This is a genomic window from Achromobacter pulmonis (genome assembly GCF_002885955.2).
Classification (GTDB): Bacteria; Pseudomonadota; Gammaproteobacteria; order Burkholderiales; family Burkholderiaceae_B; genus Achromobacter; species Achromobacter pulmonis_A.
On the sequence record NZ_POQS01000007.1, the window covers coordinates 95,421 to 118,490 of the forward strand.

Sequence of the window (23,070 nt, forward strand, 5' to 3'; positions counted from 1 at the left end):
TTATGGATGGCGGCGAGGCTGTCTTGTCTGATCCTGCTGTCGCCGCCCACGGCCTCTACGGCGGCCTGCGCGACGGCGTGCGGGTGTGGCGGCAGGGCGCCTGCGGCGCCATGGCGACCGCGGCGCGCTTCGTGCGCCACCGCTTCCGGCCGCATACCCACGACACCTTCATGTTCGGCCTCATCGAAAGCGGGGCCAAGGAATTCCAGCGGGGGCGCGCCACCTATCTCGCCGCGCCGCAATCGGTATCGGTGGTCAATCCGGGCGACCTGCACACCGGCCGCCGGGCCGCGGGAGCAGAGCTGCGCTATCGCGCGCTGTACGTCCCGGCCGACGCCATGTCGCAGGCGCTGGGCGCGGCCGCGGCCGTGGGCTTCCAGTCGGGCGTGGTCCAGGACCCCGCGGTGTTCCGCGCCATGCTGCGCGCCCACGACGCCCTGGTCGAAGGCGATTCGCGCCTGGCCTGCGACGGCCTGATGCTGGCGGCCCTGGGCCTGCTCGCCTCGCGCCATGGCGGCGCGGCGGCCGCCGGCCCGGCGCGGGAGGCCCGGCCCGAGATCCGGCGGGCCCGCGCGCTCATCGAGGATTGCCACGCACAGGCCTTGTCGGTGGCCGAGATCGCGCGGGAGGTGGCGCTGAGCCCCTACCACCTGATGCGGCAGTTCCGCAGCCAGGTCGGCATGCCCATGCACGCCTACCAGCTGCAGGTGCGGGTCGAGCGCGCCAGGCGGCTGCTGGCCGCGGGCCAGGCGCCGGCCGACGTTGCCCTGAGCGTGGGCTTCGCGGACCAGGCCCATTTTTCCAAGCGCTTCAAGAGCCTGGTGGGGGCCTCGCCCGCCTCGTATCAGCGCGACCTGCGCCGCTGATGCGCCGGCGGCCCGGACGAAAAAACGGGCTCCCGCGGGAGCCCGTCAGTACATCCTGGCCGCGGAGCGGTCAGATGTGGGTGATGAACTTGGTCACCAGGTAGCCGTCGAACGTTTCCAGGCCGCCTTCGCTGCCGATGCCGCTGTCCTTGATGCCGCCGAAGGGCGTCTCGGCCAGGGCGCTGCCGAAATGGTTGATGTTGACCATGCCGGCTTCCAGGCCGTTGGAGACCTTGGTGGCCGTCTTCAGCGAGTTGGTGAACACGTAGGACGACAGGCCGAAGGGCAGGCTGTTGGCGCGGCGCAGCACTTCATCGGTGTCGGTGAAGCGGACCACGGGCGCGACCGGGCCGAAGGGCTCTTCGGTCATGAGCATGGAATCGTCGGGCAGCTCGGTCACGACCGTGGGGGCGAAGAAGAAGCCCTTGCGGTCCAGCGGGCCGCCGCCGACCACCACCTTGCCGCCGTGCTTCTTGGCGTCGTCGATGAAGGCGGTCATGGCGGGGACGCGGCGCTCGTGCGCCAGCGGGCCCATGTCGGTGCCGGTTTCAAGGCCGTCGCCGACCTTGATGTTCTTCAGCACTTCGGAGAAGCGCGCCAGGAACTGCTCGTAGGCGCCGTTCTGCACGTAGAAGCGGGTCGGCGATACGCAGACCTGGCCGGCGTTGCGGATCTTGAACTTGGCCAGCATGGTGGCGGCGCGGTCGATGTCGGCGTCGTCGAACACCAGCACCGGCGAGTGGCCGCCCAGTTCCATGGTGACGCGCTTCATGTGCGCGCCGGCCAGCGCGGCGAGCTGCTTGCCCACCGGCACCGAGCCGGTGAACGACACCTTGCGCACGATGGGCGAGCGGATCAGGTAGTCCGAGATCTTGGCGGGTTCGCCCCACACGATGTTCAGGCAGCCCTTGGGCAGGCCGGCGTCGTGGAACATGCGGGCGATCGCCATGACGGCGCTGGGGGAATCCTCGGGACCTTTCAGCACCACCGTGCAGCCGGCGCCGATGGCGGCGGCGATCTTGCGGATGGCCTGGTTGTACGGGAAGTTCCAGGGCGTGAACGCGGCGCAGACGCCGATGGGTTCGCGCACGACGATCTGGCGCACGTCGGGGTTGCGCGGCGGCACCACGCGGCCGTAGATGCGGCGGCATTCCTCGGCGTGCCAGTCGGCGTGCTCGGCGCAGGAGGTGACTTCGCCCACGGCCTCGGCCAGCGGCTTGCCCTGGTCCAGCGTCATGTTGCGGCCGATCTCGTTGGCGCGTTCGCGCGACAGCGTCGCGACCTTGCGCAGGATGGCCGAGCGGTCCATGGGCGAGGATTTCTTCCACGACTCGAACGCGCGCTGGGCGGCGGCTAGCGCCCGGTCCAGGTCCGCTTCGGTGGCGTGGGGCAACTGGCCGAGAACTTCCAGCGTGGCCGGGTTGATGACGTCCTGGGTGCGCCTGCCCTCTCCGGCGACGAATTCTCCGTCGATATACAGCGCCAACTGTTCATACATGCCTGTCTTCCCTTGCTAAATAGGAGTGGATAGCGATCACTGTCGCCCGCTCCAGTCTAAACCAGCTTGTGGATGGCGGGGAGGGCCAATGGCGGACGGGGCCGTGGAGCCAATCGGACCGCAAACCTTGCACGCGCGCCCGGGCATGGCCAAAATGGGGCATCTTTGGCCGCCTACCCGATTCCCTATTGTGCAACCCGTCGATGCGCGTCCGTCCGGCAAGCCCAGCCTCTATTCCCGGGTGTTCTTCCGTTTCATCGACTGGCTGCGCCAGCGCATCGCCCAGGCGTCGCTGGTGGGGGACCGGCCCATCTTCCGAAACGACCAGTTCCCCTGGCTGGCCGCGCTGGAGGCCCAGGCGCCGGCCATCCGCGATGAACTGAACGGGCTGCTGTCCGAACGCCAGCAGCTGCCGTCCTTCCACGAGCTGTCCCCCGACGTGGGCATGATCACGTCCGACGACCAATGGAAGACCTTCGTCTTCATGGGCTACGGCCTGCGTTCCGAGCGCAACCTGGCGCGCTGCCCGGCGACGGCGCGCGCCCTGCAGGGCATTCCGGGCCTGCGCACCGCCTTTTTCTCCATACTCGAGCCCGGCAAGCGGATTCCGCCGCATACCGGACCCTATAACGGCGTGCTGCGCCTGCACCTGGGACTGGTCGTGCCCGAGCCGGCCGAACGCTGCTGGATCGAGGTGGGCGGCGAGCGCTACCACTGGAAGGAAGGCGAGGCCGTGGTGTTCGACGACCTCTACCTGCACCAGGTGCACAACGACACCGAGGGCCTGCGCGCCGTGCTGTTCGTGGATTTCGAGCGGCCCTGCCGGGCGCCGGTGCGCTGGCTCAACCGCCTGGTGCTGGCGGCGGCGCCGTTCACCGACGAGATCCGCCGCGGCAAGGCCAACCACGACGCCTGGGAACGCAACTATTACGGCGGCAAGCGCGCCGGAAATAAAACGGGGGCGGATTGATTCGGGGCAGAAACGGCCTGCGGCCCGGAGTTGTCCACAGGCGTTGTCGTGTATTTGCTCTCTATGTCAACAAAGGGCTTGCGCTCAAAATATAAGCAGGCTAGAATTATCAGCTTTCCCAGATTGTCTGTTGGCTTAGAGGTCTAAGCCCAGGTGATTGGGGGAATTACCCGCAGGATTTCAACCCAGGGTCGTTGCGTTGCCACCAGTTGCTGGTCTTTGGAGCGGAAAAGCTCGAGGCGCCAGCCAACAAAAGCAGGGCGGCTGACCTGACGGGACCAAAACTGGCAGGAATTGCAGTGTTCCTAAGGGGGAGAGCCCCGGGGGAAAACCGTATTTCCAGTTAAGTTGGAACAGGAAAAATCATGATCCAAATGCAGACCACGCTGGATGTGGCCGATAACACTGGTGCGCGTCATGTCATGTGCATTAAGGTGCTCGGTGGCTCCAAGCGCCGTTATGCCGGTATCGGCGACATCATCAAGGTGAGCGTCAAAGATGCGGCTCCGCGCGGACGCGTCAAGAAAGGCGAAATTTACAATGCCGTGGTGGTTCGTACCGCCAAGGGCGTGCGCCGTAAGGACGGTTCGCTGATTCGTTTCGGTGGCAATGCCGCCGTGTTGCTCAACGCCAAGCTGGAGCCCATCGGCACCCGCATCTTCGGACCCGTGACGCGTGAACTGCGTACCGAGAAGTTCATGAAGATCGTGTCGCTGGCCCCGGAAGTGCTGTAAGGAGCCCTACGATGAACAACATTCGTAAAGGCGACGAAGTCATCGTCCTGACCGGTCGCGACAAGAAGCGTCGCGGTACCGTGCTGGCTCGCGTTGGCGCCGACCACGTGCTGGTCGAAGGCGTCAATGTCGTCAAGAAACACGTGAAAGCCAACCCGATGGCCAACAACCCGGGCGGAATCGTCGAAAAGACCATGCCGATCCACATCTCGAATGTGGCGCTCTTCAACCCCGCGACCGGTCGTGGCGACCGCGTCGGCGTGCAGGAAGTCGAAGGTCGCAAGGTCCGCGTGTTCCGTTCCAATGGTGCCGTTGTCGGCGCCAAGGCGTAAGGGGCGATAGACATGTCTCGTTTGCAAGATCTGTACAAGAGCAAGGTCGCTGCCGACCTGCAGGCCAAGTTTGGCTACAAGAGCGCGATGGAAGTGCCGCGCATCACCAAGATCACCCTGAACATGGGTGTCTCGGAAGCCGTCGCTGACAAGAAGGTCATCGAGCACGCCGTCTCGGACCTGACCAAGATCGCCGGCCAGAAGCCCGTCGTGACGAAGACCAAGAAGGCTATCGCCGGGTTCAAGATCCGCGAAAACTACCCGATCGGTTGCATGGTCACGCTGCGTGGTCAGCGTATGTACGAATTCCTGGATCGCCTGGTGGCGGTTGCGCTGCCCCGCGTGCGCGACTTCCGCGGCATCTCGGGTCGTGCTTTCGACGGCCGTGGCAACTACAACATCGGGGTGAAAGAGCAGATCATTTTCCCCGAAATCGAGTACGACAAGATCGACGCGCTGCGTGGGCTGAACATCAGCATCACCACCACCGCCAAGACCGACGAAGAAGCCAAGGCGCTGCTGACCGCCTTCAGCTTCCCGTTCCGTAACTAAGGGGCTGATGACGTGGCTAAACTTTCCCTCATCAATCGCGACATCAAGCGCGCCAAGCTGGCTGACAAGTTCGCCGCCAAGCGCGCTGAGTTGAAGGCGATCATCGACGACCAGTCGAAGACCGACGAAGAACGTTACCAAGCTCGGCTCAAGCTGCAACAGCTGCCGCGCAATGCCAACCCGACGCGTCAACGTAACCGTTGCGTGGTCACCGGTCGTCCGCGCGGCGTGTTCCGCAAGTTCGGCCTGACGCGCCACAAACTGCGTGAAATGGCGATGAAGGGTGAAATCCCCGGCATCACCAAGGCCAGCTGGTAGGAGAAACAATATGAGCATGAGCGATCCCATCGCCGATATGCTGACCCGCATTCGCAATGCGCAGCAAGTGGACAAAGTTACGGTGAGCATGCCCTCCTCGAAGCTGAAGGCGGCCATTGCCGCCGTGCTGAAGGACGAAGGCTACATCGACAGCTTTGAAGTCAAGGGCACCCAGGCCAAGCCTGAGCTCGAGATCACCCTGAAGTACTACGCCGGCCGTCCGGTCATCGAACGCATCGAGCGCGTTTCGCGCCCGGGCCTGCGTATCTACAAGGGCCGTACCAGCATTCCTCAGGTCATGAACGGCCTGGGCGTGGCCATCGTTTCGACCTCGCGCGGCGTCATGACCGACCGTAAGGCTCGCGCCAACGGCGTCGGCGGCGAAGTGCTTTGCTACGTGGCCTAAGGAGAGTCGAATGTCACGTATCGCTAAGTATCCGGTCGAACTGCCCAAGGGTGTTGAAGCCAACATCCAGCAGGATCAGATCATCGTCAAGGGCCCGCTGGGTTCCCTGACCCAAGCCCTGACCGGCGACGTCACGATCGCGTTGGACGAAGGCAAGCTCACGTTTGCCGCCGCCAACGAGACCCGTCACGCCAACGCCATGTCGGGCACCGTGCGCGCGCTGGTGGCCAATATGGTCAACGGCGTGAGCAAGGGATTCGAGCGCAGGCTGAACCTGGTTGGCGTGGGTTACCGCGCTTCGGTTCAAGGCGACGCCGTTAAGCTGCAGCTCGGTTTCTCGCACGACGTCGTGCATCAGTTGCCGGCCGGTATCAAGGCCGAATGCCCCACCCAGACGGAAATCGTCATCAAGGGCGCCAACAAGCAAGTCGTCGGTCAGGTGGCCGCTGAAATCCGCGCGTACCGCGAACCCGAACCCTACAAGGGCAAGGGCGTGCGTTACTCGGACGAACGCGTCGTCATCAAAGAAACCAAGAAGAAATAACGGCGCACGCAAGGACGAATCATGGACAAAAAAGTTTCCCGTTTGCGTCGTGCGGTTCCGACCCGCCGGAAGATCAGCGAGCTGCGCGTTCATCGCCTCTCGATTTTCCGCTCGAACCAGCACATCTACGCCAACATCATTTCGCCGGAAGGCGATCGCGTTCTGGTCAGCGCCTCGACGGTCGAAGCCGAAGTGCGCGCGCAACTGGCCGGCCAAACCGGTCAGGGCGGCAACAAGGCCGCTGCGTCGCTGGTCGGCAAGCGCGTGGCCGAAAAGGCCAAGGCTGCCGGTATCGAACTGGTTGCTTTCGATCGCTCGGGCTTTCGTTACCATGGCCGCGTGAAGGCGCTGGCCGATGCCGCGCGTGAAGCCGGCCTGAAGTTCTAAGCGAGGATCTGTCAAATGGCTAAAGTACAAGGCAAGAACGCCGCGGAAAAAGAGAACGATGACGGCCTCCGCGAAAAAATGATCGCGGTCAACCGCGTGAGCAAAGTCGTCAAGGGTGGTCGCACCATGAGCTTTGCCGCGCTGACCGTGGTCGGCGATGGCGACGGCCGCATCGGCATGGGCAAGGGCAAGGCGCGCGAAGTGCCGGTGTCCGTTCAGAAGGCTATGGAACAGGCCCGTCGCGGCATGTTCAAGGTGGCCCTGAAGAACGGCACGCTGCACCACTCCGTGGTCGGCAAGCATGGCGCCGCCACCGTGCTGATTTCGCCCGCTGCTGAAGGTACCGGCGTTATCGCCGGCGGCCCGATGCGCGCTATTTTCGAAGTGATGGGTGTGCGTAACGTGGTTGCCAAGAGCCTGGGCTCGAGCAACCCCTACAACATGGTTCGCGCCACGTTGAACGGCCTGCGCGCCTCCCTGACCCCGGCGGATGTTGCTGCCAAGCGCGGCAAGACCGTCGAAGAAATCCTGGGGTAAATCATGGCTCAGAAGCAGATCAAAGTGACCCTCGTGCGCTCGGTGATCGGTACCAAGCAATCGCACCGTGATACGGTTCGCGGTTTGGGCTTGGGCCGTATCAACAGCAGCCGCGTGCTGGTCGATACGCCCGAGGTGCGTGGGATGATCCGTAAGGTGGATTATCTCGTTTCCGTCTCGGAAGCCTAAGGAATCACCATGTCGGATATGCAACTCAATACGCTGAAGCCCGCCGAGGGCAGCAAGCACGCCAAGCGCCGCGTCGGCCGTGGCATCGGTTCGGGTCTGGGCAAGACCGCCGGCCGTGGCCACAAGGGTCAGAAGTCGCGCTCGGGCGGTTTCCATAAGGTTGGCTTCGAAGGCGGTCAAATGCCGCTGCAGCGTCGTCTGCCCAAGCGCGGTTTCACCCCGCTCGGCCAGCACCTGTACGCCGAAGTCCGTCTGTCGGACCTGCAAGCCGTGCCCGTCGACGAAATCGACGTGCAAGTGCTGAAGGCCGCTGGCGTGGTCGGTCAGGCGGTTCGCTACGCCAAGGTCATCAAGTCGGGTGAACTCTCGCGCAAGGTCGTGCTCAAGGGCATTACCGCGACGGCCGGCGCTCGCGCCGCCATCGAAGCCGCGGGCGGCTCGCTTGCCTGATCACGAGGTGACGAGTGGCTAACGCGCAGGCATTGGGCAAAACCGGAGGACGTTACGGCGATCTGAAGCGCCGTCTCGTTTTCCTGGTGCTCGCCCTGGTGGTTTACCGGTTGGGTACACACATCCCGGTACCGGGCATCAACCCGGATGCGCTGGCGGACCTGTTCCGCCAGAACCAGGGCGGGATCCTCGGCCTGTTCAACATGTTCTCGGGCGGGGCGCTTTCGCGCTTCTCGATTTTTGCCCTGGGGATCATGCCGTACATTTCGGCATCCATCATCATGCAGCTGATGTCTGTGGTGGTGCCGTCGCTGGAAGCCCTCAAGAAAGAGGGCGAATCCGGCCGTCGGAAGATCACCCAATACACCCGCTACGGCACCGTGGTGCTGGCGCTGGTGCAGGCTGTGGGCATTTCGGTTGCGCTGGAGTCCCAACCGGGGCTGGTGATCGATCCGGGCATGCTGTTCCGCTTCACGACCGTCGTGACCCTGGTCACCGGCACCATGTTCGTCATGTGGCTGGGTGAACAGATCACGGAACGCGGTCTGGGCAACGGGATTTCCATCCTGATCTTCGCAGGTATCGTTGCGGGTCTGCCCGCGGCGCTGGCTGCATTGCTGGACCTGGTCCGCACCAACTCGATGTCCGTGCTGTCGGCGCTGTTCATCGTGGCTCTGGTGGTGCTGGTTACCGCTTTTGTGGTGTTCGTCGAACGCGGACAGCGCAAGATCACGGTGAACTACGCCAAGCGTCAGGTCGGCAACAAGATCTACGGTGGCCAAAGCTCGCATTTGCCGCTGAAGCTGAACATGGCAGGGGTGATTCCGCCGATCTTCGCATCGTCGATCATTCTGTTCCCGGCCACGATCACGAGCTGGTTTTCCAGCAGCGAGAACATGCGCTGGCTTAGCGACCTGGCTGCGGCCCTGTCGCCTCGTCAACCGCTCTACATCACGCTGTATTCGGCCGCGATCATTTTCTTCTGCTTTTTCTACACGGCTCTGGTGTTCAACAGCCGCGAAACGGCGGACAACCTGAAGAAGAGTGGTGCGTTCGTTCCGGGCATCCGTCCGGGCGAACAAACGGCGCGCTACATCGACAAGATCCTGATGCGTTTGACGCTCGCAGGTGCCATCTACATCACGTTGGTGTGCCTGTTGCCGGAATTCTTGGTGATGCGCTGGAACGTTCCGTTCTACTTCGGTGGTACGTCTCTGTTGATTATTGTGGTGGTGACGATGGATTTCATGGCGCAGGTCCAGGCCTACATGATGTCTCACCAGTACGACTCGTTGCTCAAGAAGGCTAACTTCAAGGGCCCGGGTTTGCCGATGCGGTAAGCAAGAGAATGTCCAAGGACGACGTCATTCAGATGCAAGGCGAGGTTCTGGAGAACCTCCCGAACGCGACATTTCGCGTCAAGCTCGAAAACGGCCACGTGGTGTTGGGCCATATTTCCGGCAAGATGCGTATGCATTACATCCGGATCCTGCCGGGTGACAAGGTCACAGTGGAGCTCACGCCCTATGACCTGACGCGAGCCAGGATTGTTTTCCGCTCCAAGTGAGCGGAACCGGATTACGGAAAATTAGGAGTCAACCATGAAAGTAATGGCATCGGTTAAGCGGATCTGCCGCAACTGCAAAGTTATCAAACGTCACGGCGTGGTGCGCGTTATCTGCACCGACCCGCGTCACAAGCAGCGTCAAGGCTAACCCGGGTTAGCGACTACGCAACGGATTTATTCAAGGAACAGTCATGGCCCGTATTGCTGGCATTAACATTCCGCCGCATCAGCACGCCGAGATCGGCCTGACCGCCATTTTTGGCATCGGTCGCACGCGCGCTCGCAAGATTTGCGAAGCGGCAAACGTCCCGTTTGACAAAAAGGTCAAGGATCTGAGCGACGCTGAACTGGAACGCGTTCGCGAACACGTTGGCGTGTTCACGGTCGAAGGCGACCTGCGTCGTGAAGTGCAGCTCTCGATCAAGCGTTTGATCGACCTGGGAACCTACCGAGGCATGCGCCACAAGCGCGGCCTGCCCGTGCGCGGCCAGCGCACTCGCACCAACGCCCGCACCCGCAAGGGCCCGCGTCGTGCTGCTGCGTCCCTGAAGAAATAATCGAGGAACTGGATTATGGCGAAAGCTTCCACCAGCGGCGCTTCGCGCGTGCGCAAAAAGGTCAAGAAGAACGTCTCGGACGGCATCGCGCACGTTCACGCTTCGTTCAACAACACCATCATCACCATCACCGACCGTCAGGGCAACGCGCTGTCGTGGGCCACGTCGGGCGGTGCTGGCTTCAAGGGTTCGCGCAAGTCGACCCCGTTCGCTGCGCAGGTCGCCGCTGAAACGGCCGGCCGCGTCGCGCTGGAGTACGGCATCAAGACGCTGGAAGTGCGTATCAAGGGCCCCGGCCCCGGCCGCGAATCGTCGGTCCGCGCTCTGAACGCGCTGGGCATCAAGATTTCGAGCATCGCCGACATCACGCCCGTTCCGCACAACGGCTGCCGTCCGCCGAAGCGTCGTCGTATCTAAAGGGAATCCACATGGCACGTTATACTGGACCCAAATGCAAGCTCTCGCGCCGCGAGGGTACTGACCTGTTCCTGAAGAGCGCCCGTCGCTCGCTGGATTCCAAGTGCAAGCTGGATTCCAAGCCTGGCCAACACGGCCGCACTTCGGGCGCCCGCACTTCCGACTACGGCCTGCAGCTGCGCGAAAAGCAAAAGCTCAAGCGCATGTACGGCGTGCTGGAGAAGCAATTCCGCAAGTACTTCGCCGAAGCCGAGCGTCGTCGCGGCAACACCGGCGAAACGCTGATCCAGCTGCTCGAATCGCGCCTGGACAACGTCGTCTACCGCATGGGCTTTGGCTCGACCCGCGCCGAAGCTCGCCAGCTGGTGAGCCACCGCGCGATCGAACTGAACGGCCACACCGCCGACATCGCCTCGATGCTGGTCAAGGCCGGTGACGTCGTCTCGGTCCGCGAAAAGGCCAAGAAGCAAGGCCGCATCAAGGAATCGCTCGACCTGGCCGCCAGCATCGGCATGCCCCAGTGGGTCGAAGTCGACGCCAACAAGATGACCGGCACGTTCAAGTCGGCTCCCGATCGCGCTGACGTCGCTCGCGACATCAACGAATCGATGGTCGTCGAACTGTACTCGCGTTAATCAGGCCTGCCGGCGCTACCTTCGCAATGCGCCGGCGAACTGGTCCCGCGACCCGTTTGCAAGTCCCGCAGCAGCCCGCTTTCCGCTTTTCGGCGGAGCGGGCTTTGCGGTAAGTATCGGCCCGCGCTTCGCGCCGGCCCTGTTTCACGTTTCACCCTGTCCATCAGCCTTATCGGTGTAACGAGCCGAGGGTATTGAAAAGGAACACAGTAAATGTCCACTCAAGGTTTCCTGAAGCCGCGCTCCATTGAAGTCGAACCGGTCGGCACGCACCATGCCAAGATCGTGATGGAGCCGTTCGAGCGTGGCTACGGTCACACGCTGGGCAACGCCCTGCGCCGCATCCTGCTGTCTTCGATGACCGGCTACGCGCCGACCGAAGTGCAGATGACCGGCGTGGTGCACGAATATTCGACCATCCCGGGCGTTCGCGAAGACGTCGTCGACATCCTGCTGAACCTGAAGGGCGTGGTCTTCAAGCTGCACAACCGTGACGAAGTCACCCTGGTCCTGCGCAAGACCGGCGCCGGCACCGTGCTGGCCAGCGACATCGAGCTGCCGCACGACGTCGAGATCATCAACCCCGGCCACGCCATCTGCAACCTGACCGACGCCGGCAAGCTGGAAATGCAGATCAAGGTCGAAAAGGGCCGCGGCTACGTGCCGGGCAACGTGCGCGCGCTGTCGGAAGACCGCACCCACACCATCGGCCGCATCGTGCTGGACGCTTCGTTCAGCCCGGTCCGCCGCGTCAGCTACGCGGTCGAAAGCGCCCGTGTGGAACAGCGCACCGACCTGGACAAGCTGGTCCTGGACATCGAAACCAACGGCGTGATCTCGCCCGAGGAAGCGGTGCGCCAGTCGGCCCGCATCCTGATGGACCAGATCTCGGTCTTCGCCGCCCTGGAAGGCGCCGGCGACTCGTACGAAGCCCCGGTCCGCGGCACGCCGCAGATCGACCCGGTGCTGCTGCGCCCGGTCGACGACCTGGAGCTGACGGTGCGTTCGGCCAACTGCCTGAAGGCCGAAAACATCTACTACATCGGCGACCTGATCCAGCGCACCGAGAACGAGCTGCTCAAGACCCCGAACCTGGGCCGCAAGTCGCTCAACGAAATCAAGGAAGTGCTGGCCGCACGCGGCCTGACGCTGGGCATGAAGCTCGAAAACTGGCCCCCGCTGGGCCTGGAGCGCCCCTAAGTCCTGAAAGGGAGTCCGCCCTCGCAAGGGGCGGCCCCTGCAGGCGGGCCGGGGAAATCCCGGCCGGTTTGCGAAACCGTCGTAAAATGCACCGTTTTCTACCGGACCGCAGCCTGATCGCAGGTTGATAGAAGAGCCGGCAACCCGATGGCGGAAACGCCGTCTTTAGATTCAAAGGAAACTTATCATGCGTCACGGTAATGGCTTGCGTAAGCTCAACCGCACCAGCAGTCACCGTCTTGCCATGTTCCGCAACATGGCCGTTTCGTTGATCACCCACGAAGCCATCAAGACCACGCTGCCGAAGGCGAAAGAATTGCGCCGCGTCATCGAACCCCTGATCACGCTGGGTAAAGAACCCACCCTCGCGAACAAGCGTCTGGCTTTCGCCCGTCTGCGCGACCGCGATGCCGTGGTGAAGCTGTTCGCCGAAATCGGCCCGCGCTACGCGGCCCGCAACGGCGGCTACACCCGCGTGCTGAAGATGGGCTTCCGTCAAGGCGACAACGCTCCCATGGCTTTCATGGAGCTGGTCGACCGTCCGGAAGTCGATGAAGCCGCTGAGGACAGCGCCGAGTAAATCCGGCTGCTCGATAAGCGACAAGGGCGGGTCTTCGGACCCGCCCTTGTTTTTTGCGCGCCGCCTCAGGAGGCGTGCAGTTCGGCGCGCAGCTGCTCGGCGGTCGCGGCCAGCGCGTCCGGCGCGGCCTGCGGCGGCATCCGAAAGGTCAGGTCCTGCTGCTCGATGTACTGCGTGGACGTGACGTCCTGCGGATGGTGCATCGGGATGACGTGCGCGTGCGCATGCGCGACGTGGATGCCGGTGAAGGCGAAGCCCACGCGGTCCACGCCGTACAGGCGCTTCATGTGGCGGCCGAGCTTCTGCCCCAGGTTGAGGATGTTGCCCGCCAGGTCGGCCGGCATGTCCTCGTAATAGGGGTAATGCTGCTTGGGGATGATGAGCGTGTGCCCGGGGCGCACCGGCTGGATGTCGAGAAAGGCCAGCACGCGGTCGTCTTCGTGCACGATGTGGGCGGGGATCTCGCGGCGGGCGATGCGGCAGAACAGACAGTTGTCGGACATGCGTGCCTCGGTGGTAGCGGGTTGCATGGCGGCGCGGCGGGCGTGGGTAGCCGGGCGTTGGCCGCAATACCGATAAAATACCCTGAGTTACGCCCCATACGGGCTTTCCAAGGAGACATCATGTTGCGCGATGACGACGTTGTGCTGGTCATCAGCAATGCGCCCGACCTGCTCCTGGCCAAGCGGATCGCGCACGTCCTGGTCGAAGACGGCCTGGCCGCCTGCGTGAACCTTGGCGCGCCGGGCCTGTCCATCTACATGTGGAACGGAGAAGTCGAAGGGGCTGAAGAGATCCCCATCCACATCAAGACCACCTATGCGCGCCACCAGGCCGTTGTGCAGGCCCTGGCGCAGATGCATCCGTACGACGTGCCCGAAATCATCGTGCTGCCGGTCATCGGCGGCGCCGCGCCTTATCTGGACTGGGTGCGCGAGCAGACGGCCGTCACGCCGAACAAGAGAGACTGATGTTGCAACATGCCGGTATGGTCGGCGCGCCCCGGCGCGACTTTCGCGCGGTCCGCGCTTTCTTCGGGCGCTGCCTCGCCCTGTTGGCGACGGCGCTGCTGTTGCTGGGCTGGCAGGCCGCGGCGCGCGCCGAGGCCGAGTTCCTGGACCCTGAAAAAGCCTTCGTGTTCAGCGCCGCCATGGCCGCGCCCGACACGCTGGAGATGCGCTACCGGGTCGCGCCCGGCTACTACATGTACCGCGAGCGCTTCGGCATCACCATCAGCCCCATCGGCGCGGCCACCCTGGGCGAGGCCGTCTATCCGAAGGGCGAGGTCAAGTACGACCCGACCTTCGAGAAGGACATGGAGGTCTTCCATGAAGACGTGGTCATCCGCGTGCCCATCGCGGCCGGCGGGCAGCCGTTCACGCTGACCCTGACCGGCCAGGGCTGCGCCGACGCGGGCCTGTGCTATCCGCCCATGGACAGCAGCGTCAAGCTCACGCCGGTGGCCGGCGGCTATGCGCTGGCCGGGCCGGCGGGCGCGCCGGCCGCCGCTTCGTCCGCGGCGTCGGGCGGCCTGGGCGCGCTGGTCAACGCCGGCGATACCGGGCTGGCCGACGCGCTGGGCGGCCTGGGCTGGGCCAAGACCGCGGGCGTGTTCCTGGTGCTGGGCCTGCTGCTGGCGTTCACGCCCTGCGTGCTGCCCATGATTCCCATCCTGTCCTCCATCGTGGTGGGCGGCTCGGCCCAGGCCAGGCCCAGCCGCAAGCGCGGGCTGGCGCTGGCGGCCACCTACGTGCTGGGCATGTCGGTCGTGTACACCGCGCTGGGCGTGGCGGCGGGCCTGAGCGGCGCGGGCCTGGCGGCCTGGCTGCAGACCCCGTGGATACTGAGCCTCTTCGCGATCCTGCTGGCGGTGCTGGCGCTGGCCATGTTCGACGCGTTCACCTTCCAGATGCCTTCGGGCATCCAGGCGCGGCTGTCCGAGCGCGCCTCGCGCATTCCCGGCGGCCGCTACACCGGCGCGCTGCTGATGGGCGCCTTGTCGGCGCTCATCGTCGGGCCCTGCGTGGCCGCGCCGCTGGCCGGCGCGCTGCTGTATATCTCGCAGACCGGCGACGTGGTGCTGGGCGGATCGGCGCTGTTCGCGATGGCCTGGGGCATGGGCGTGCCGCTGCTGATCGTGGGCGCGTCCTCGGGCGCGCTGCTGCCCAAGGCCGGTCCGTGGATGGACGGCGTGAAACGGCTGTTCGGCATGCTGCTGCTGGCGACCGCGTGGTGGATGCTGATCCCGGTGGTGCCCACCTGGGTGCAGATGACGGGCTGGGCCTTCCTGGCGGCGGTTTCCGCCGTGATGCTGCGCGCCTTCGACGCCCTGCCCGCGGGCGCGGGCGCGGCGCGCATGTTCGGCAAGGGCGTGGGCCTGCTGCTGGCGCTGGCCGCGGCCGCGTGGCTGGTGGGCGCGGCCAGCGGCGGGCGCGACGTGCTGCAGCCGCTGTCGCACCTGGCGGCGCGCGCCGACGGGGCCGTCGCCACGGCGAACGCCGGCGGCGAAGTGCGCTTCACCCGCGTGCGCAACAACGCCGAACTGGATGCCGTGCTGGCGCAGAGCCGCCAGCCGGTCATGCTGGATTTCTACGCGGACTGGTGCGTGTCCTGCCGCGAAATGGAGCGCTTCACCTTCACCGATCCGGGCGTCGCGCAGCGCATGGCCGGCATGGTGCTGGTGCAGGCCGACGTCACGGCCAACAACGCCGACGACCGCGCCTTGCTCAAGCGCTTCCGCCTGTTCGGCCCGCCCGGCATCATGTTCTTCGAGCCCGGCGGCAAGGAGCTGCCCGAGGCCCGCGTCGTGGGCTTCCAGGACGCCAGGCGCTTCACCGAATCGCTGGACAAGGTGCTGATGCGCTAAGCGCCTAGCCCAGGCGCGAGGCGCGCGCGTCGCGGTTCTGCCAGCCCAGTTCGGCCGAGATGGCGTCGGCGCACTGCCTGATCTCGGCCACCAGCGGGCTGCTCCAGCGCGCGTCGAACACCCCGGCCGCGCCGATCGCGGTGATGACGAGCACCACGTTGCCGTTGGAATCGAACACCGGCGCGCTCAGCCCGTTGATGCCGGGTATCGGGTCGCCGACCGCGCGCGCCACGCCGCGCTGGCGCACTTCTTTCAAGGTCTGCTCGAACTTCTCGCTCCTGGCCCGCGACGGCACCGCGCCCAGGCGCAGGAAGTCCTCGTGCAGCAGGCTTTCTATCTTCTTGGGCGGCAGCAGCGCCGCGAACACCTTGCCGGTGGCGGTGTTGGTCAGCGACATCACGGTGCCGGTGCGCATGTTGACGTGGATCGGGTAGTTGGACTCGTGCAGGTGCACGATCACCGGACCCAGGTTGCCCAGCACCGCGATGGCGATGGTCTGGCCGGTTTTTTCGGCGAGCTCGCGCGTCATGGGCACGGCGATCTTGATGGGATCGAGCCGGTGCAGCGCGGCCAGCCCGAGCTGCAGCGCCAGCGGGCCCAGCTCGTATTCGCCGGTGCTGGCGTCCTGCCGGACCAGGCCCAGGTTGCCGTAGCTCACCAGGTAGGCGTGGGCGTTGGCGCCCGACATCCCTGCGGCCTTGGCCAGGGCGCCCAGCGGCAGCGAGGACGAGTGCTCCAGCAGCGCAAGCAGCAGCTTGCCGCCGACTTCGATGGATTGGATGCCGCGCCTGCGCGGCGATTTGACGGAGGGTTGGGCGGCGCTGCGCGCGCCGGCGGTGGTGTGGGCAGTCATTTTTCTTTATCGAACGTGATCGCCTATGTTAGTACTTTCGCAACTAGCGAATCCTATTGACAGTATCAAATCACTTATCTACAGTCGCTACAAGAACAAAGCCATCCCGGCCCCGAGGGCGGGACAAGGCCACCCAGTGGGTATGGAGACAACGTGGAAGATACTCGTCAATACGACTGCGACGTGCTGGTCGTCGGGTCGGGCGCGTCCGGTATGTCGGCGGCGATCACCGCGGCCACGGCGGGCCTGAAGGTCCTTATCGTTGAAAAAGAGCCGCGCTTCGGCGGCTCCACCGCGCGTTCGGGCGGCTGGCTCTGGATTCCGGGCACGTCCCTGGCCAAGGCGCAGGGCATGCACGAAACCCCCGACGAAGCGCGCGCCTACCTGCGCCACGAGGCCGGCGACAGCTACAACGCCGAGCGCGTGGACGCATTCCTGGAGCACGGGCCGCGGGCCGTGGACTTCTTCACCTCGCAGACCGAGGTGCAGTTCGACATGCCGCTGGTGTTTCCCGACTATCACGCCGAAGCGCCGGGCGGCAAACAGGGCGGCCGCTCGATGGTGGCGCGGCCCTACGACGGCCGCAGGCTCGGCGCCCACGTCCGCGACCTGGCGCCGGCGCTGCCCGAGCTGACCGTGTTCGGCATGATGCTGGGTTCGGGCAAGGAGATCGTGCACTTCATGCGCGCGACGCGCTCGCCGGCCTCGGCCTGGTACGTGGCCAGGCGCCTGTCCAGGCATTTCCTGGACGTGGCCAAACATGGGCGCGGCATGACGCTGACCAACGGCAACGCGCTCGCGGGCCGGCTGGCCGCCAGCGCGTTCAAGCTGGGCATTGCGTTGTGGCTGCGCGCCCCGGCCCGCTCGCTCATCATCGAAGACGGGGCCGTGCGCGGCGCGGTGGTGCAGCGCGACGGCGCCACGGTGCAGGTGCGCGCCGCGCGCGCGGTGGTGCTGGCCGCCGGCGGCTTTCCGTACGACATCGAGCGGCGCAAGCGGCTGTACGCGCATGCGCCCACGGGCACGGAGCATTATTCGCCGTCGCCCGCCGGCAATACCGGCGACGGCCTGCGCCTGGCCGAGAGCGCGGGCGCCTGCGTCAACACGGCGCTGCCCAACGCTGCCGCCTGGGTGCCGGTGTCCGTGGTCACGCGCAAGGACGGCAGCCCCGGCTACATGCCGCATTTCATCGACCGCGCCAAGCCGGGCGTCATCGCCGTGACGCGCCAGGGCAGGCGCTTCGTCAACGAGGGCAGCTCGTACCATGACTTCGTGCAGCAGATGGTGCGCGCCTGCCAGGGGCAGGACGAGATCTGCGCCTGGCTGATCTGCGACCACCGGACGCTGCGCAAGTACGGCCTGGGCAGCGTCGCGCCGTTTCCGCTGCCCATCAAGCGCTATCTGGAAACCGGCTACCTGACGCGGGCCGCGACGGTGGCCGAACTGGCGCAGAAGACCGGCATCGACGCCGGCAGCCTGCGCCAGACTGTCGAGGCCTTCAACCGCGAGGCCGCGCTGGGGCGCGATCCCGAATTCGGCAAGGGCAGCATGGCCTACAACCGCTACCAGGGCGATGCGCTGCACGGCCCCAATCCCTGCGTGGCGCCGCTAGTGAAAGCGCCGTTCTACGCGATCAAGGTCATGATCGGCGACATCGGAACCTTCGCCGGCCTGAAGGTCGACGGCGAGGGCCGCGCGCTGAACGCGCAGGGCGAGGTCATCGCCGGCCTGTACGCGGTGGGCAACGACGCGTGCAGCATCATGGGCGGCAATTATCCCGGCGCGGGCATCACGCTGGGGCCGGCCCTGACCTTCGGCTACATCGCCGGACAGAGCATCGCCGCCGCCGGCAAGGCCGCGGCGGCCACACCTGCGCAGGCCACGGCATGAGCGCGGCGCGGCAAGGCGGTTCGGCGAGCGCCGCGCCAGCAGGCCTGCTGCAAGGCAGGCTCGCGCTGGTCACCGGAGCGGGGCAGGGCAACGGACGCGCATTGGCGCTGGGCCTGGCGGCCGCGGGCGCGCGCGTGGTGGCGACCGACCTGCGGGCCGACAGCGCCGCGCAGACGGCCGAGGACATCGCCGCCGCCGGCGGCCAGGCCTGGAGCCATGCGCTGGACGTGACGGACCTGGAAGCCTGCGCGGCCGCTGCGGCGCGGGTCCGGCGCGAAGCGGGCCCGATCGACGTGCTGGTCAACAACGCCGGCATCCTGATCCGCGAGGGCATGGACAGCCCGCGCGCGGCCGAGAACTGGCGGCGCGTGCTGGACGTGAACCTGAACGGCAGCTTCAACATGATCCACGCCTTCCTGGAAGCGCTGCGCGCGACCCGCGGCGTCATCATCAATGTCGGCTCGATCGCGTCGTTCGCCGGCGTGGGCGCGACGCTGGGGTACTCGCCGTCCAAGGGCGGCGTGAAGATGATGACGCAGGCGATGGCGCGCGATCTCGCGCCCGACGGCATCCGCGTCAACGCCATCGCGCCCGGCGTCATCGAGACGCCGATGACGCAGTACACGCGTGACGATCCCGCCCGCCTGGCCGGCTTCATGCAGCGCATACCGCTGGGACGGCTGGGCCAGCCCGAGGACCTGGTCGGTCCCGTCGTGTTCCTGGCCTCGCCGATGGCGCAGTACGTGACGGGCGTGTCCCTGCCGGTGGACGGAGGCTATCTGGCGGTATAGCGGGGACGGGAACAAGCATCATCGAAGTGCGGCACATCCGAAAAAAACACAGGAGACAACGATGAAGGCAACAGGCATTTTCTCCACCTTGTCCAAGGCGGCCATGATGTGCGCGCTGGCCATCGGCGCGCAGGCCCAGGCCCAGGACATCAAGATCGGCTTCAACGGCGACCTGTCGGCCTCGCCCTCGGCGCAGAGCGGGCAGGCCGCGGTGCTGGGGCTGCGCACCGCCATCGACGACATCAACGCGGCCGGCGGCCTGCTGGGGCGCAAGGTGGTGCTGGTGGTGCGCGACGACCTGTCGCAGCCGCCCAAGTCGATCCAGAACATGACCGACCTGATCGACAACGAGAAAGTGGCGGCGATCGTCGGCCCCACCAACTCGGGCAATGCGCTGGCCTGGAAGCACATTCCGAACCAGAAGAAGATTCCGGTCATGGGCGCCATCGGGTCGGGCACCGACATCACCAAGCCGGTGCGCGCGGGCGCCGACAACTACATGTTCCGCGTCGGCATGGTGGACCGCGAGCAGGTCGAGGGCGTGATCGGCTACCTGAAGAAGAATCCCAAGGTCAAGAACGTGGGCTTCATGATCGAGACCACCGGCTATGGCCAGAGCGCGCTCAAGGACCTGGAGGCGGTCGGCGCGGCGCAGGGCATCAAGGCGGCGGCGGTGGAGAAGTTCGGCGTGGCCGACACCGACATGACTTCGCAGCTCAACAAGCTCAAGGCCGCGGGCGTGGACACCGTGGTGATCTGGGCGCAGAGCACGCCGATCGCGCACGTGTTCCGCAGCATGGAGAAGATCAACTGGTTCCCGCTGACGCTGACGTCCTGGGCGGCCGACAACATCGCGTTCTACGACACGGCCGGCAAGACGCTGTCGGAAAAGCCCTTCTTCCTGCGCACCATCACCGACAACCGCACGCCCGCGCAGCAGAAGCTGTATGACCGGGTTTCGGCCAAGATGACTTCGCCCACCGCCTTCGGCTTCCTGGCGCATGCCTACGACGGCATGAACCTGCTCGCCATGGCGATCAAGCAGGCCGGCACGACCGACGGCGACAAGGTGCGCCTGGCGCTGGAGAACCTGCAGGGCACTTACGAGGGCGCCATGAAGACCTACGAGAAGCCGTTCTCGGCCACCGTGCACGACGCGCTGCTGGTGGGCGACTACAAGTGGGCGCACTGGCAGGACGGCAAGCTGGTGCCGTATGCCGACGACGTGACGGCGATGGCCGCGAAGTAGCTGCGAGGCCCTCATGTTGGCGACATTGCTGCAGGCGCTCGTCAGCGGGCTGGCCGTGGGAGGCGCGTATGCGCTGGTGGCGCTGGGTTTCAGCATCACCTACACCACGACCCGCACGCTGAATTTCGGGCATGGAGAGTTCGTGTCGGTGGGCGCGTTCGTGGGCGTGGGCGCGCTGTTCCTGCTGGCCGGCAAGCCGGCCACCACGGCGGCGTTCACCGGGCTGGACCTGAGCGGCTGGCAGTACCTGCTGGCCGGGCTGGCCGCGGTGGCGGCGATGGGGCAGCTGGGCATGCTGCTGTACGTGTTCGGCGTCAAGCTGTTCGCCGCGCGCCCGGGAATGGCCTGGGTCATGAGCACGCTGGGCTTCGGCATCCTGCTGCAGAGCGCGGCCTTCGCGGTCTGGGGGCCGGCGCCGGTCACCGTGCCCGCGCCGTTCGGCGACGAGGTGATCCGCGTGTTCGGCGCCGGCGTGCGCAGCCAGGAACTGCTGCTGCTGGCGGTGGCCGTCATCGTCATGCTGCTGTTCGACCGCGTCATGAACCGCACCGTGCTGGGCAAGGCGATGCGGGCGGTGGCGGCGAACCCGGCGGTGGCCAACCTGATGGGCATCAACGTCAACGCGATCATGACCGGCGCCTTCTTCGCCAGTTCGGCGCTGGCCGGGCTGGCGGGTTTCCTGGTCGCGCCCATCACGTCGGCGTCGATCTTCATGGGCCTGGCCATCGGCCTGAAGGGGTTTTCCGGCGCCATGATAGGGGGGCTGTCCAACCCGCGCGGCTGCGTGCTGGGCGGTTTCGTGCTGGGCATCCTGGAGTCGTACGTGAACCTGTGGCAGTCGCAGTGGCGCGAGGTCGCGGTGTTCGCGCTGGTGATCCTGGTGCTCGCGGTCAGGCCCACCGGCCTGTTCGGCAAGCGGCTGGTGGAGAAGGTATGAAGCGGCACGGCCAAACCCTGATCGCGGTGGCGCTGGCGGCGGCGCTCGCGGCGTTCGCCGCGCTGGTGGACAACGATTACTACCTGCGCATCGTCTTCATGGCCTGCGTGTACTACCTGTGCGCGGCCGGCGTGAACGTGCTGGTGGGCTATGCCGGCCAGAAGTCGCTGGGCCAGGCGGGCCTGTTCGCCGCGGGCGCCTACACGGCCGCGCTGCTGACCTCGCGCTGGCAGCTCGATCCGTGGCTGGCGCTGGCGGCCGCGCCCGTGGTGGCCGGCGTCTTCGGCGTGCTGATCGCGCTGCCGTCGCTGCGCGTGAAAGGCCCATACCTGGCCATGGTGACGCTGGCGTTCGGCATCGTGGTGGAGAAGATCGTCACCGAGTGGGTCGACGTGTTCGGCGGACCGTCGGGCCTGTTCGGCATCATGCCGCTGACCTGGGGCGGCGAGGCGTTCACCAACCAGCAATGGGTGTGGTTCGCGCTGGCGCTGTGCGTGGTTACGCAGCTGCTGCTGCGCAACGTGCTGGACGGACGCTTCGGGCGCGCGCTGCTTTCGGTGCAGGCCGACGAGATCGCCTCGTCCTCGGTCGGGGTCAGGGTGTACCGCGCCAAGGTCATCGCCTTCGTGGTGGCGGCCGTGACCTGCGGCATCGCGGGGGCGCTGGTGGCCCAGCAGAACCAGTACATCAATTCCGACTTCATCACCTTCAACCTGTCCATCTTCATCCTGCTGCTGGTGCTGTTCGGCGGCGCCGGCTCGAAGGCCGGGCCGGCGGTCGGCGCGATCGCGCTGACCGTGATCGACGCGCTGCTGGCGCGCTGGCCGTCGGTGCAGCACTTCTTCTACGGCGCGCTGCTGCTGTTCGCGCTGTACTTCATGCCCGGCGGCGTCATGGGGCTGTTCGCGCCGCGCGCGCGGCGCGTGGCGGACGCGCAGCCGCGGCAGGAGGGAGAGCCGGCGCCCGCGCAGCGCACGCCCGCCGGGGGCCAGGACGAGCTGCTGCTGGTGGTCGAGAACCTGTGCAAGGCCTATGGCGGCGTGAAGCCGGCGCAGGATATTTCCTTCTGCCTGCGCCGCGGCCACGTGCATGCGCTGATCGGCCCCAACGGCGCGGGCAAGAGCACCCTCATCAACATGCTCAGCGGCGTGGTGCAGCCCGACGCGGGCGTGGTGCGCTTTCGCGGCGCCGACATCGCCGGCGAGCGCCCGCACGCCATCTGCGCGCTGGGCATCGGCCGCAGCTTCCAGAACCTGCGCCTGTTCGGCGAACTGTCGGTGCTGGACAACGTGCTGCTGGGCCGCCACAGCCGCATGAAGAACGGTTTCTGGGCGTCGCTGCTGGGCCTGCCCGGGGCGCGCGCCGAAGAGCGCCGCGCGCGCGAGCACGCCGGGCGGCTGGTGCGCATGGTGGGCCTGGCGCATCTGGCCGACACGCCCGCGGGCAGCCTGCCTTACGGCCTGCAGCGGCGCGTGGCGCTGGCGCGCGCGCTGGCCACCGAGCCGGCGCTGCTGCTGCTGGACGAACCGGCCGCGGGCCTGAATCCCCAGGAGACGGCGGAACTGGGCGAACTGCTGCTGCGCGTCGGCGCCTCCTGCGGCATCACCCTGCTGATGGTCGAGCACCACATGGACCTGGTGATGGCGATATCGGACCACGTGATCGTGCTGGACTACGGCATCAAGATCGCCGAAGGCGTGCCGGCGCAGNNATCGAGGCTTACCTCGGGACCGGCATGGCCTGAG

The 23,070-nt window shown here is 66.0% G+C and carries 29 protein-coding genes and 1 pseudogene; 27 read left to right on the top strand and 3 right to left on the bottom strand.

The features are described from left to right. Positions 1–23: 23 nt before the first annotated feature. A complete protein-coding gene (locus C1I89_RS24560; protein ID WP_102775364.1) occupies positions 24–866 on the top strand; it encodes a helix-turn-helix domain-containing protein in 843 nt (280 codons plus the stop codon). Between the two features lie 70 nt (positions 867–936). On the opposite strand, the gene C1I89_RS24565 is transcribed toward C1I89_RS24560, so the two are convergent. Then, positions 937–2,364 carry an NAD-dependent succinate-semialdehyde dehydrogenase gene (locus C1I89_RS24565; protein ID WP_102775034.1) on the bottom strand — a complete coding sequence of 476 codons (1,428 nt, stop codon included), beginning with the start codon at positions 2,362–2,364 and terminating at the stop codon, positions 937–939. A 190-nt stretch (positions 2,365–2,554) separates the two neighbouring features. On the opposite strand from C1I89_RS24565, the gene C1I89_RS24570 reads away from it, so the two are divergent. The 19 genes from C1I89_RS24570 to rplQ all read left to right on the top strand — a co-directional run bounded on the left by C1I89_RS24570 (position 2,555) and on the right by rplQ (position 12,739). Continuing rightward, positions 2,555–3,334, top strand: a complete 780-nt coding sequence (locus tag C1I89_RS24570; protein ID WP_246842539.1) for an aspartyl/asparaginyl beta-hydroxylase domain-containing protein — start codon at positions 2,555–2,557, stop codon at positions 3,332–3,334. 365 nt (positions 3,335–3,699) lie between these two features. Continuing rightward, complete coding sequence (gene rplN, locus C1I89_RS24575; RefSeq protein ID WP_006216531.1) at positions 3,700–4,068, top strand: 50S ribosomal protein L14; 369 nt, start codon at positions 3,700–3,702, stop codon at positions 4,066–4,068. Positions 4,069–4,079: 11 nt separating this feature from the next. Beyond that, a complete protein-coding gene (gene rplX / locus C1I89_RS24580) occupies positions 4,080–4,400 on the top strand; it encodes a 50S ribosomal protein L24 (RefSeq protein ID WP_102775036.1) in 321 nt (106 codons plus the stop codon). A gap of 12 nt (positions 4,401–4,412) precedes the next feature. Next, a complete protein-coding gene (gene rplE, locus C1I89_RS24585; protein WP_102775037.1) occupies positions 4,413–4,952 on the top strand; it encodes a 50S ribosomal protein L5 in 540 nt (179 codons plus the stop codon). Positions 4,953–4,964: 12 nt separating this feature from the next. Beyond that, positions 4,965–5,270, top strand: coding sequence for a 30S ribosomal protein S14 (gene rpsN, locus C1I89_RS24590; protein WP_006216527.1), 306 nt, complete (start codon positions 4,965–4,967; stop codon positions 5,268–5,270). Between the two features lie 10 nt (positions 5,271–5,280). Next, a complete protein-coding gene (gene rpsH / locus C1I89_RS24595; RefSeq protein WP_102775038.1) occupies positions 5,281–5,676 on the top strand; it encodes a 30S ribosomal protein S8 in 396 nt (131 codons plus the stop codon). A 10-nt stretch (positions 5,677–5,686) separates the two neighbouring features. Then, the gene (rplF, locus tag C1I89_RS24600) at positions 5,687–6,220 is read left to right on the top strand and encodes a 50S ribosomal protein L6 (protein ID WP_102775039.1); all 534 of its coding nucleotides are present in this window, start codon (positions 5,687–5,689) and stop codon (positions 6,218–6,220) included. Positions 6,221–6,241: 21 nt separating this feature from the next. Next, a complete protein-coding gene (rplR, locus tag C1I89_RS24605) occupies positions 6,242–6,607 on the top strand; it encodes a 50S ribosomal protein L18 (RefSeq protein WP_102775040.1) in 366 nt (121 codons plus the stop codon). 15 nt (positions 6,608–6,622) lie between these two features. Further along, a complete protein-coding gene (rpsE, locus tag C1I89_RS24610) occupies positions 6,623–7,144 on the top strand; it encodes a 30S ribosomal protein S5 (protein WP_102775041.1) in 522 nt (173 codons plus the stop codon). A 3-nt stretch (positions 7,145–7,147) separates the two neighbouring features. Next, positions 7,148–7,333, top strand: coding sequence for a 50S ribosomal protein L30 (rpmD, locus tag C1I89_RS24615; protein ID WP_006216520.1), 186 nt, complete (start codon positions 7,148–7,150; stop codon positions 7,331–7,333). A 9-nt stretch (positions 7,334–7,342) separates the two neighbouring features. Beyond that, positions 7,343–7,783, top strand: coding sequence for a 50S ribosomal protein L15 (gene rplO / locus C1I89_RS24620; RefSeq protein ID WP_069730502.1), 441 nt, complete (start codon positions 7,343–7,345; stop codon positions 7,781–7,783). A 14-nt stretch (positions 7,784–7,797) separates the two neighbouring features. Next, complete coding sequence (gene secY, locus C1I89_RS24625; RefSeq protein WP_102775042.1) at positions 7,798–9,123, top strand: preprotein translocase subunit SecY; 1,326 nt, start codon at positions 7,798–7,800, stop codon at positions 9,121–9,123. A gap of 8 nt (positions 9,124–9,131) precedes the next feature. Next, positions 9,132–9,350, top strand: coding sequence for a translation initiation factor IF-1 (gene infA / locus C1I89_RS24630; protein WP_003806927.1), 219 nt, complete (start codon positions 9,132–9,134; stop codon positions 9,348–9,350). Positions 9,351–9,384: 34 nt separating this feature from the next. Next, a complete protein-coding gene (rpmJ, locus tag C1I89_RS24635) occupies positions 9,385–9,498 on the top strand; it encodes a 50S ribosomal protein L36 (protein WP_003806928.1) in 114 nt (37 codons plus the stop codon). 43 nt (positions 9,499–9,541) lie between these two features. Further along, positions 9,542–9,907 carry a 30S ribosomal protein S13 gene (rpsM, locus tag C1I89_RS24640; protein ID WP_006389632.1) on the top strand — a complete coding sequence of 122 codons (366 nt, stop codon included), beginning with the start codon at positions 9,542–9,544 and terminating at the stop codon, positions 9,905–9,907. 15 nt (positions 9,908–9,922) lie between these two features. Then, positions 9,923–10,324: a 30S ribosomal protein S11 gene (gene rpsK, locus C1I89_RS24645; protein WP_006216516.1), complete on the top strand. Its 402-nt coding sequence runs from the start codon at positions 9,923–9,925 to the stop codon at positions 10,322–10,324. A gap of 11 nt (positions 10,325–10,335) precedes the next feature. After that, the gene (rpsD, locus tag C1I89_RS24650) at positions 10,336–10,959 is read left to right on the top strand and encodes a 30S ribosomal protein S4 (protein ID WP_102775043.1); all 624 of its coding nucleotides are present in this window, start codon (positions 10,336–10,338) and stop codon (positions 10,957–10,959) included. Between the two features lie 213 nt (positions 10,960–11,172). Further along, the gene (locus C1I89_RS24655) at positions 11,173–12,159 is read left to right on the top strand and encodes a DNA-directed RNA polymerase subunit alpha (RefSeq protein ID WP_006216514.1); all 987 of its coding nucleotides are present in this window, start codon (positions 11,173–11,175) and stop codon (positions 12,157–12,159) included. 187 nt (positions 12,160–12,346) lie between these two features. Next, the gene (gene rplQ, locus C1I89_RS24660; protein WP_006389635.1) at positions 12,347–12,739 is read left to right on the top strand and encodes a 50S ribosomal protein L17; all 393 of its coding nucleotides are present in this window, start codon (positions 12,347–12,349) and stop codon (positions 12,737–12,739) included. A 65-nt stretch (positions 12,740–12,804) separates the two neighbouring features. On the opposite strand, the gene C1I89_RS24665 is transcribed toward rplQ, so the two are convergent. Beyond that, positions 12,805–13,242 (bottom strand): HIT family protein, encoded by a 438-nt coding sequence (locus C1I89_RS24665; RefSeq protein ID WP_102775044.1) that lies wholly within the window; start codon positions 13,240–13,242, stop codon positions 12,805–12,807. A 120-nt stretch (positions 13,243–13,362) separates the two neighbouring features. Between C1I89_RS24665 and cutA the strand changes: the two genes are divergently transcribed. Further along, positions 13,363–13,710, top strand: coding sequence for a divalent-cation tolerance protein CutA (gene cutA, locus C1I89_RS24670; protein ID WP_102775045.1), 348 nt, complete (start codon positions 13,363–13,365; stop codon positions 13,708–13,710). After that, positions 13,710–15,605 (top strand): protein-disulfide reductase DsbD, encoded by a 1,896-nt coding sequence (gene dsbD / locus C1I89_RS24675; protein WP_102775046.1) that lies wholly within the window; start codon positions 13,710–13,712, stop codon positions 15,603–15,605. The genes cutA and dsbD overlap by 1 nt, the downstream gene beginning before the upstream one ends. 4 nt (positions 15,606–15,609) lie before the next feature. Here the strand turns inward: dsbD and C1I89_RS24680 are convergent, their stop codons facing one another. Next, entirely contained in the window at positions 15,610–16,458 is an 849-nt protein-coding gene (locus tag C1I89_RS24680) for an IclR family transcriptional regulator (protein ID WP_102775047.1), read from the bottom strand. A 153-nt stretch (positions 16,459–16,611) separates the two neighbouring features. On the opposite strand from C1I89_RS24680, the gene C1I89_RS24685 reads away from it, so the two are divergent. The 5 genes and pseudogenes from C1I89_RS24685 (at position 16,612) to C1I89_RS24705 (ending at position 23,069) form a co-directional block, all read left to right on the top strand. Beyond that, the gene (locus C1I89_RS24685) at positions 16,612–18,348 is read left to right on the top strand and encodes an FAD-dependent oxidoreductase (RefSeq protein ID WP_102775048.1); all 1,737 of its coding nucleotides are present in this window, start codon (positions 16,612–16,614) and stop codon (positions 18,346–18,348) included. Continuing rightward, a complete protein-coding gene (locus tag C1I89_RS24690) occupies positions 18,345–19,139 on the top strand; it encodes an SDR family NAD(P)-dependent oxidoreductase (RefSeq protein ID WP_102775049.1) in 795 nt (264 codons plus the stop codon). The genes C1I89_RS24685 and C1I89_RS24690 overlap by 4 nt, the downstream gene beginning before the upstream one ends. A gap of 61 nt (positions 19,140–19,200) precedes the next feature. Then, positions 19,201–20,388 carry an ABC transporter substrate-binding protein gene (locus C1I89_RS24695; protein WP_102775050.1) on the top strand — a complete coding sequence of 396 codons (1,188 nt, stop codon included), beginning with the start codon at positions 19,201–19,203 and terminating at the stop codon, positions 20,386–20,388. 13 nt (positions 20,389–20,401) lie between these two features. Continuing rightward, a complete protein-coding gene (locus C1I89_RS24700) occupies positions 20,402–21,325 on the top strand; it encodes a branched-chain amino acid ABC transporter permease (protein WP_102775051.1) in 924 nt (307 codons plus the stop codon). Next, a pseudogene (locus tag C1I89_RS24705) lies at positions 21,322–23,069 on the top strand (branched-chain amino acid ABC transporter ATP-binding protein/permease). Before C1I89_RS24700 ends, C1I89_RS24705 begins: the two are co-directional and overlap by 4 nt. Position 23,070: the final 1 nt, after the last annotated feature.

Coding starts and splice junctions, on each gene's coding strand:
- rplN (WP_006216531.1), top strand. CDS start 3,700: ATGATCCAAATGCAGACCACGCTGGATGTGGCCGATAACACTGGTGCG.
- C1I89_RS24700 (WP_102775051.1), top strand. CDS start 20,402: ATGTTGGCGACATTGCTGCAGGCGCTCGTCAGCGGGCTGGCCGTGGGA.
- rplR (WP_102775040.1), top strand. CDS start 6,242: ATGGACAAAAAAGTTTCCCGTTTGCGTCGTGCGGTTCCGACCCGCCGG.
- C1I89_RS24665 (WP_102775044.1), bottom strand. CDS start 13,242: ATGTCCGACAACTGTCTGTTCTGCCGCATCGCCCGCCGCGAGATCCCC.
- infA (WP_003806927.1), top strand. CDS start 9,132: ATGTCCAAGGACGACGTCATTCAGATGCAAGGCGAGGTTCTGGAGAAC.
- rpmD (WP_006216520.1), top strand. CDS start 7,148: ATGGCTCAGAAGCAGATCAAAGTGACCCTCGTGCGCTCGGTGATCGGT.
- dsbD (WP_102775046.1), top strand. CDS start 13,710: ATGTTGCAACATGCCGGTATGGTCGGCGCGCCCCGGCGCGACTTTCGC.
- rpsD (WP_102775043.1), top strand. CDS start 10,336: ATGGCACGTTATACTGGACCCAAATGCAAGCTCTCGCGCCGCGAGGGT.
- rpsK (WP_006216516.1), top strand. CDS start 9,923: ATGGCGAAAGCTTCCACCAGCGGCGCTTCGCGCGTGCGCAAAAAGGTC.
- rplE (WP_102775037.1), top strand. CDS start 4,413: ATGTCTCGTTTGCAAGATCTGTACAAGAGCAAGGTCGCTGCCGACCTG.
- rplX (WP_102775036.1), top strand. CDS start 4,080: ATGAACAACATTCGTAAAGGCGACGAAGTCATCGTCCTGACCGGTCGC.
- C1I89_RS24655 (WP_006216514.1), top strand. CDS start 11,173: ATGTCCACTCAAGGTTTCCTGAAGCCGCGCTCCATTGAAGTCGAACCG.
- C1I89_RS24680 (WP_102775047.1), bottom strand. CDS start 16,458: ATGACTGCCCACACCACCGCCGGCGCGCGCAGCGCCGCCCAACCCTCC.
- rpmJ (WP_003806928.1), top strand. CDS start 9,385: ATGAAAGTAATGGCATCGGTTAAGCGGATCTGCCGCAACTGCAAAGTT.
- rpsH (WP_102775038.1), top strand. CDS start 5,281: ATGAGCATGAGCGATCCCATCGCCGATATGCTGACCCGCATTCGCAAT.
- rplQ (WP_006389635.1), top strand. CDS start 12,347: ATGCGTCACGGTAATGGCTTGCGTAAGCTCAACCGCACCAGCAGTCAC.
- rpsM (WP_006389632.1), top strand. CDS start 9,542: ATGGCCCGTATTGCTGGCATTAACATTCCGCCGCATCAGCACGCCGAG.
- C1I89_RS24565 (WP_102775034.1), bottom strand. CDS start 2,364: ATGTATGAACAGTTGGCGCTGTATATCGACGGAGAATTCGTCGCCGGA.
- C1I89_RS24690 (WP_102775049.1), top strand. CDS start 18,345: ATGAGCGCGGCGCGGCAAGGCGGTTCGGCGAGCGCCGCGCCAGCAGGC.
- rplO (WP_069730502.1), top strand. CDS start 7,343: ATGTCGGATATGCAACTCAATACGCTGAAGCCCGCCGAGGGCAGCAAG.
- rplF (WP_102775039.1), top strand. CDS start 5,687: ATGTCACGTATCGCTAAGTATCCGGTCGAACTGCCCAAGGGTGTTGAA.
- C1I89_RS24695 (WP_102775050.1), top strand. CDS start 19,201: ATGAAGGCAACAGGCATTTTCTCCACCTTGTCCAAGGCGGCCATGATG.
- rpsE (WP_102775041.1), top strand. CDS start 6,623: ATGGCTAAAGTACAAGGCAAGAACGCCGCGGAAAAAGAGAACGATGAC.
- cutA (WP_102775045.1), top strand. CDS start 13,363: ATGTTGCGCGATGACGACGTTGTGCTGGTCATCAGCAATGCGCCCGAC.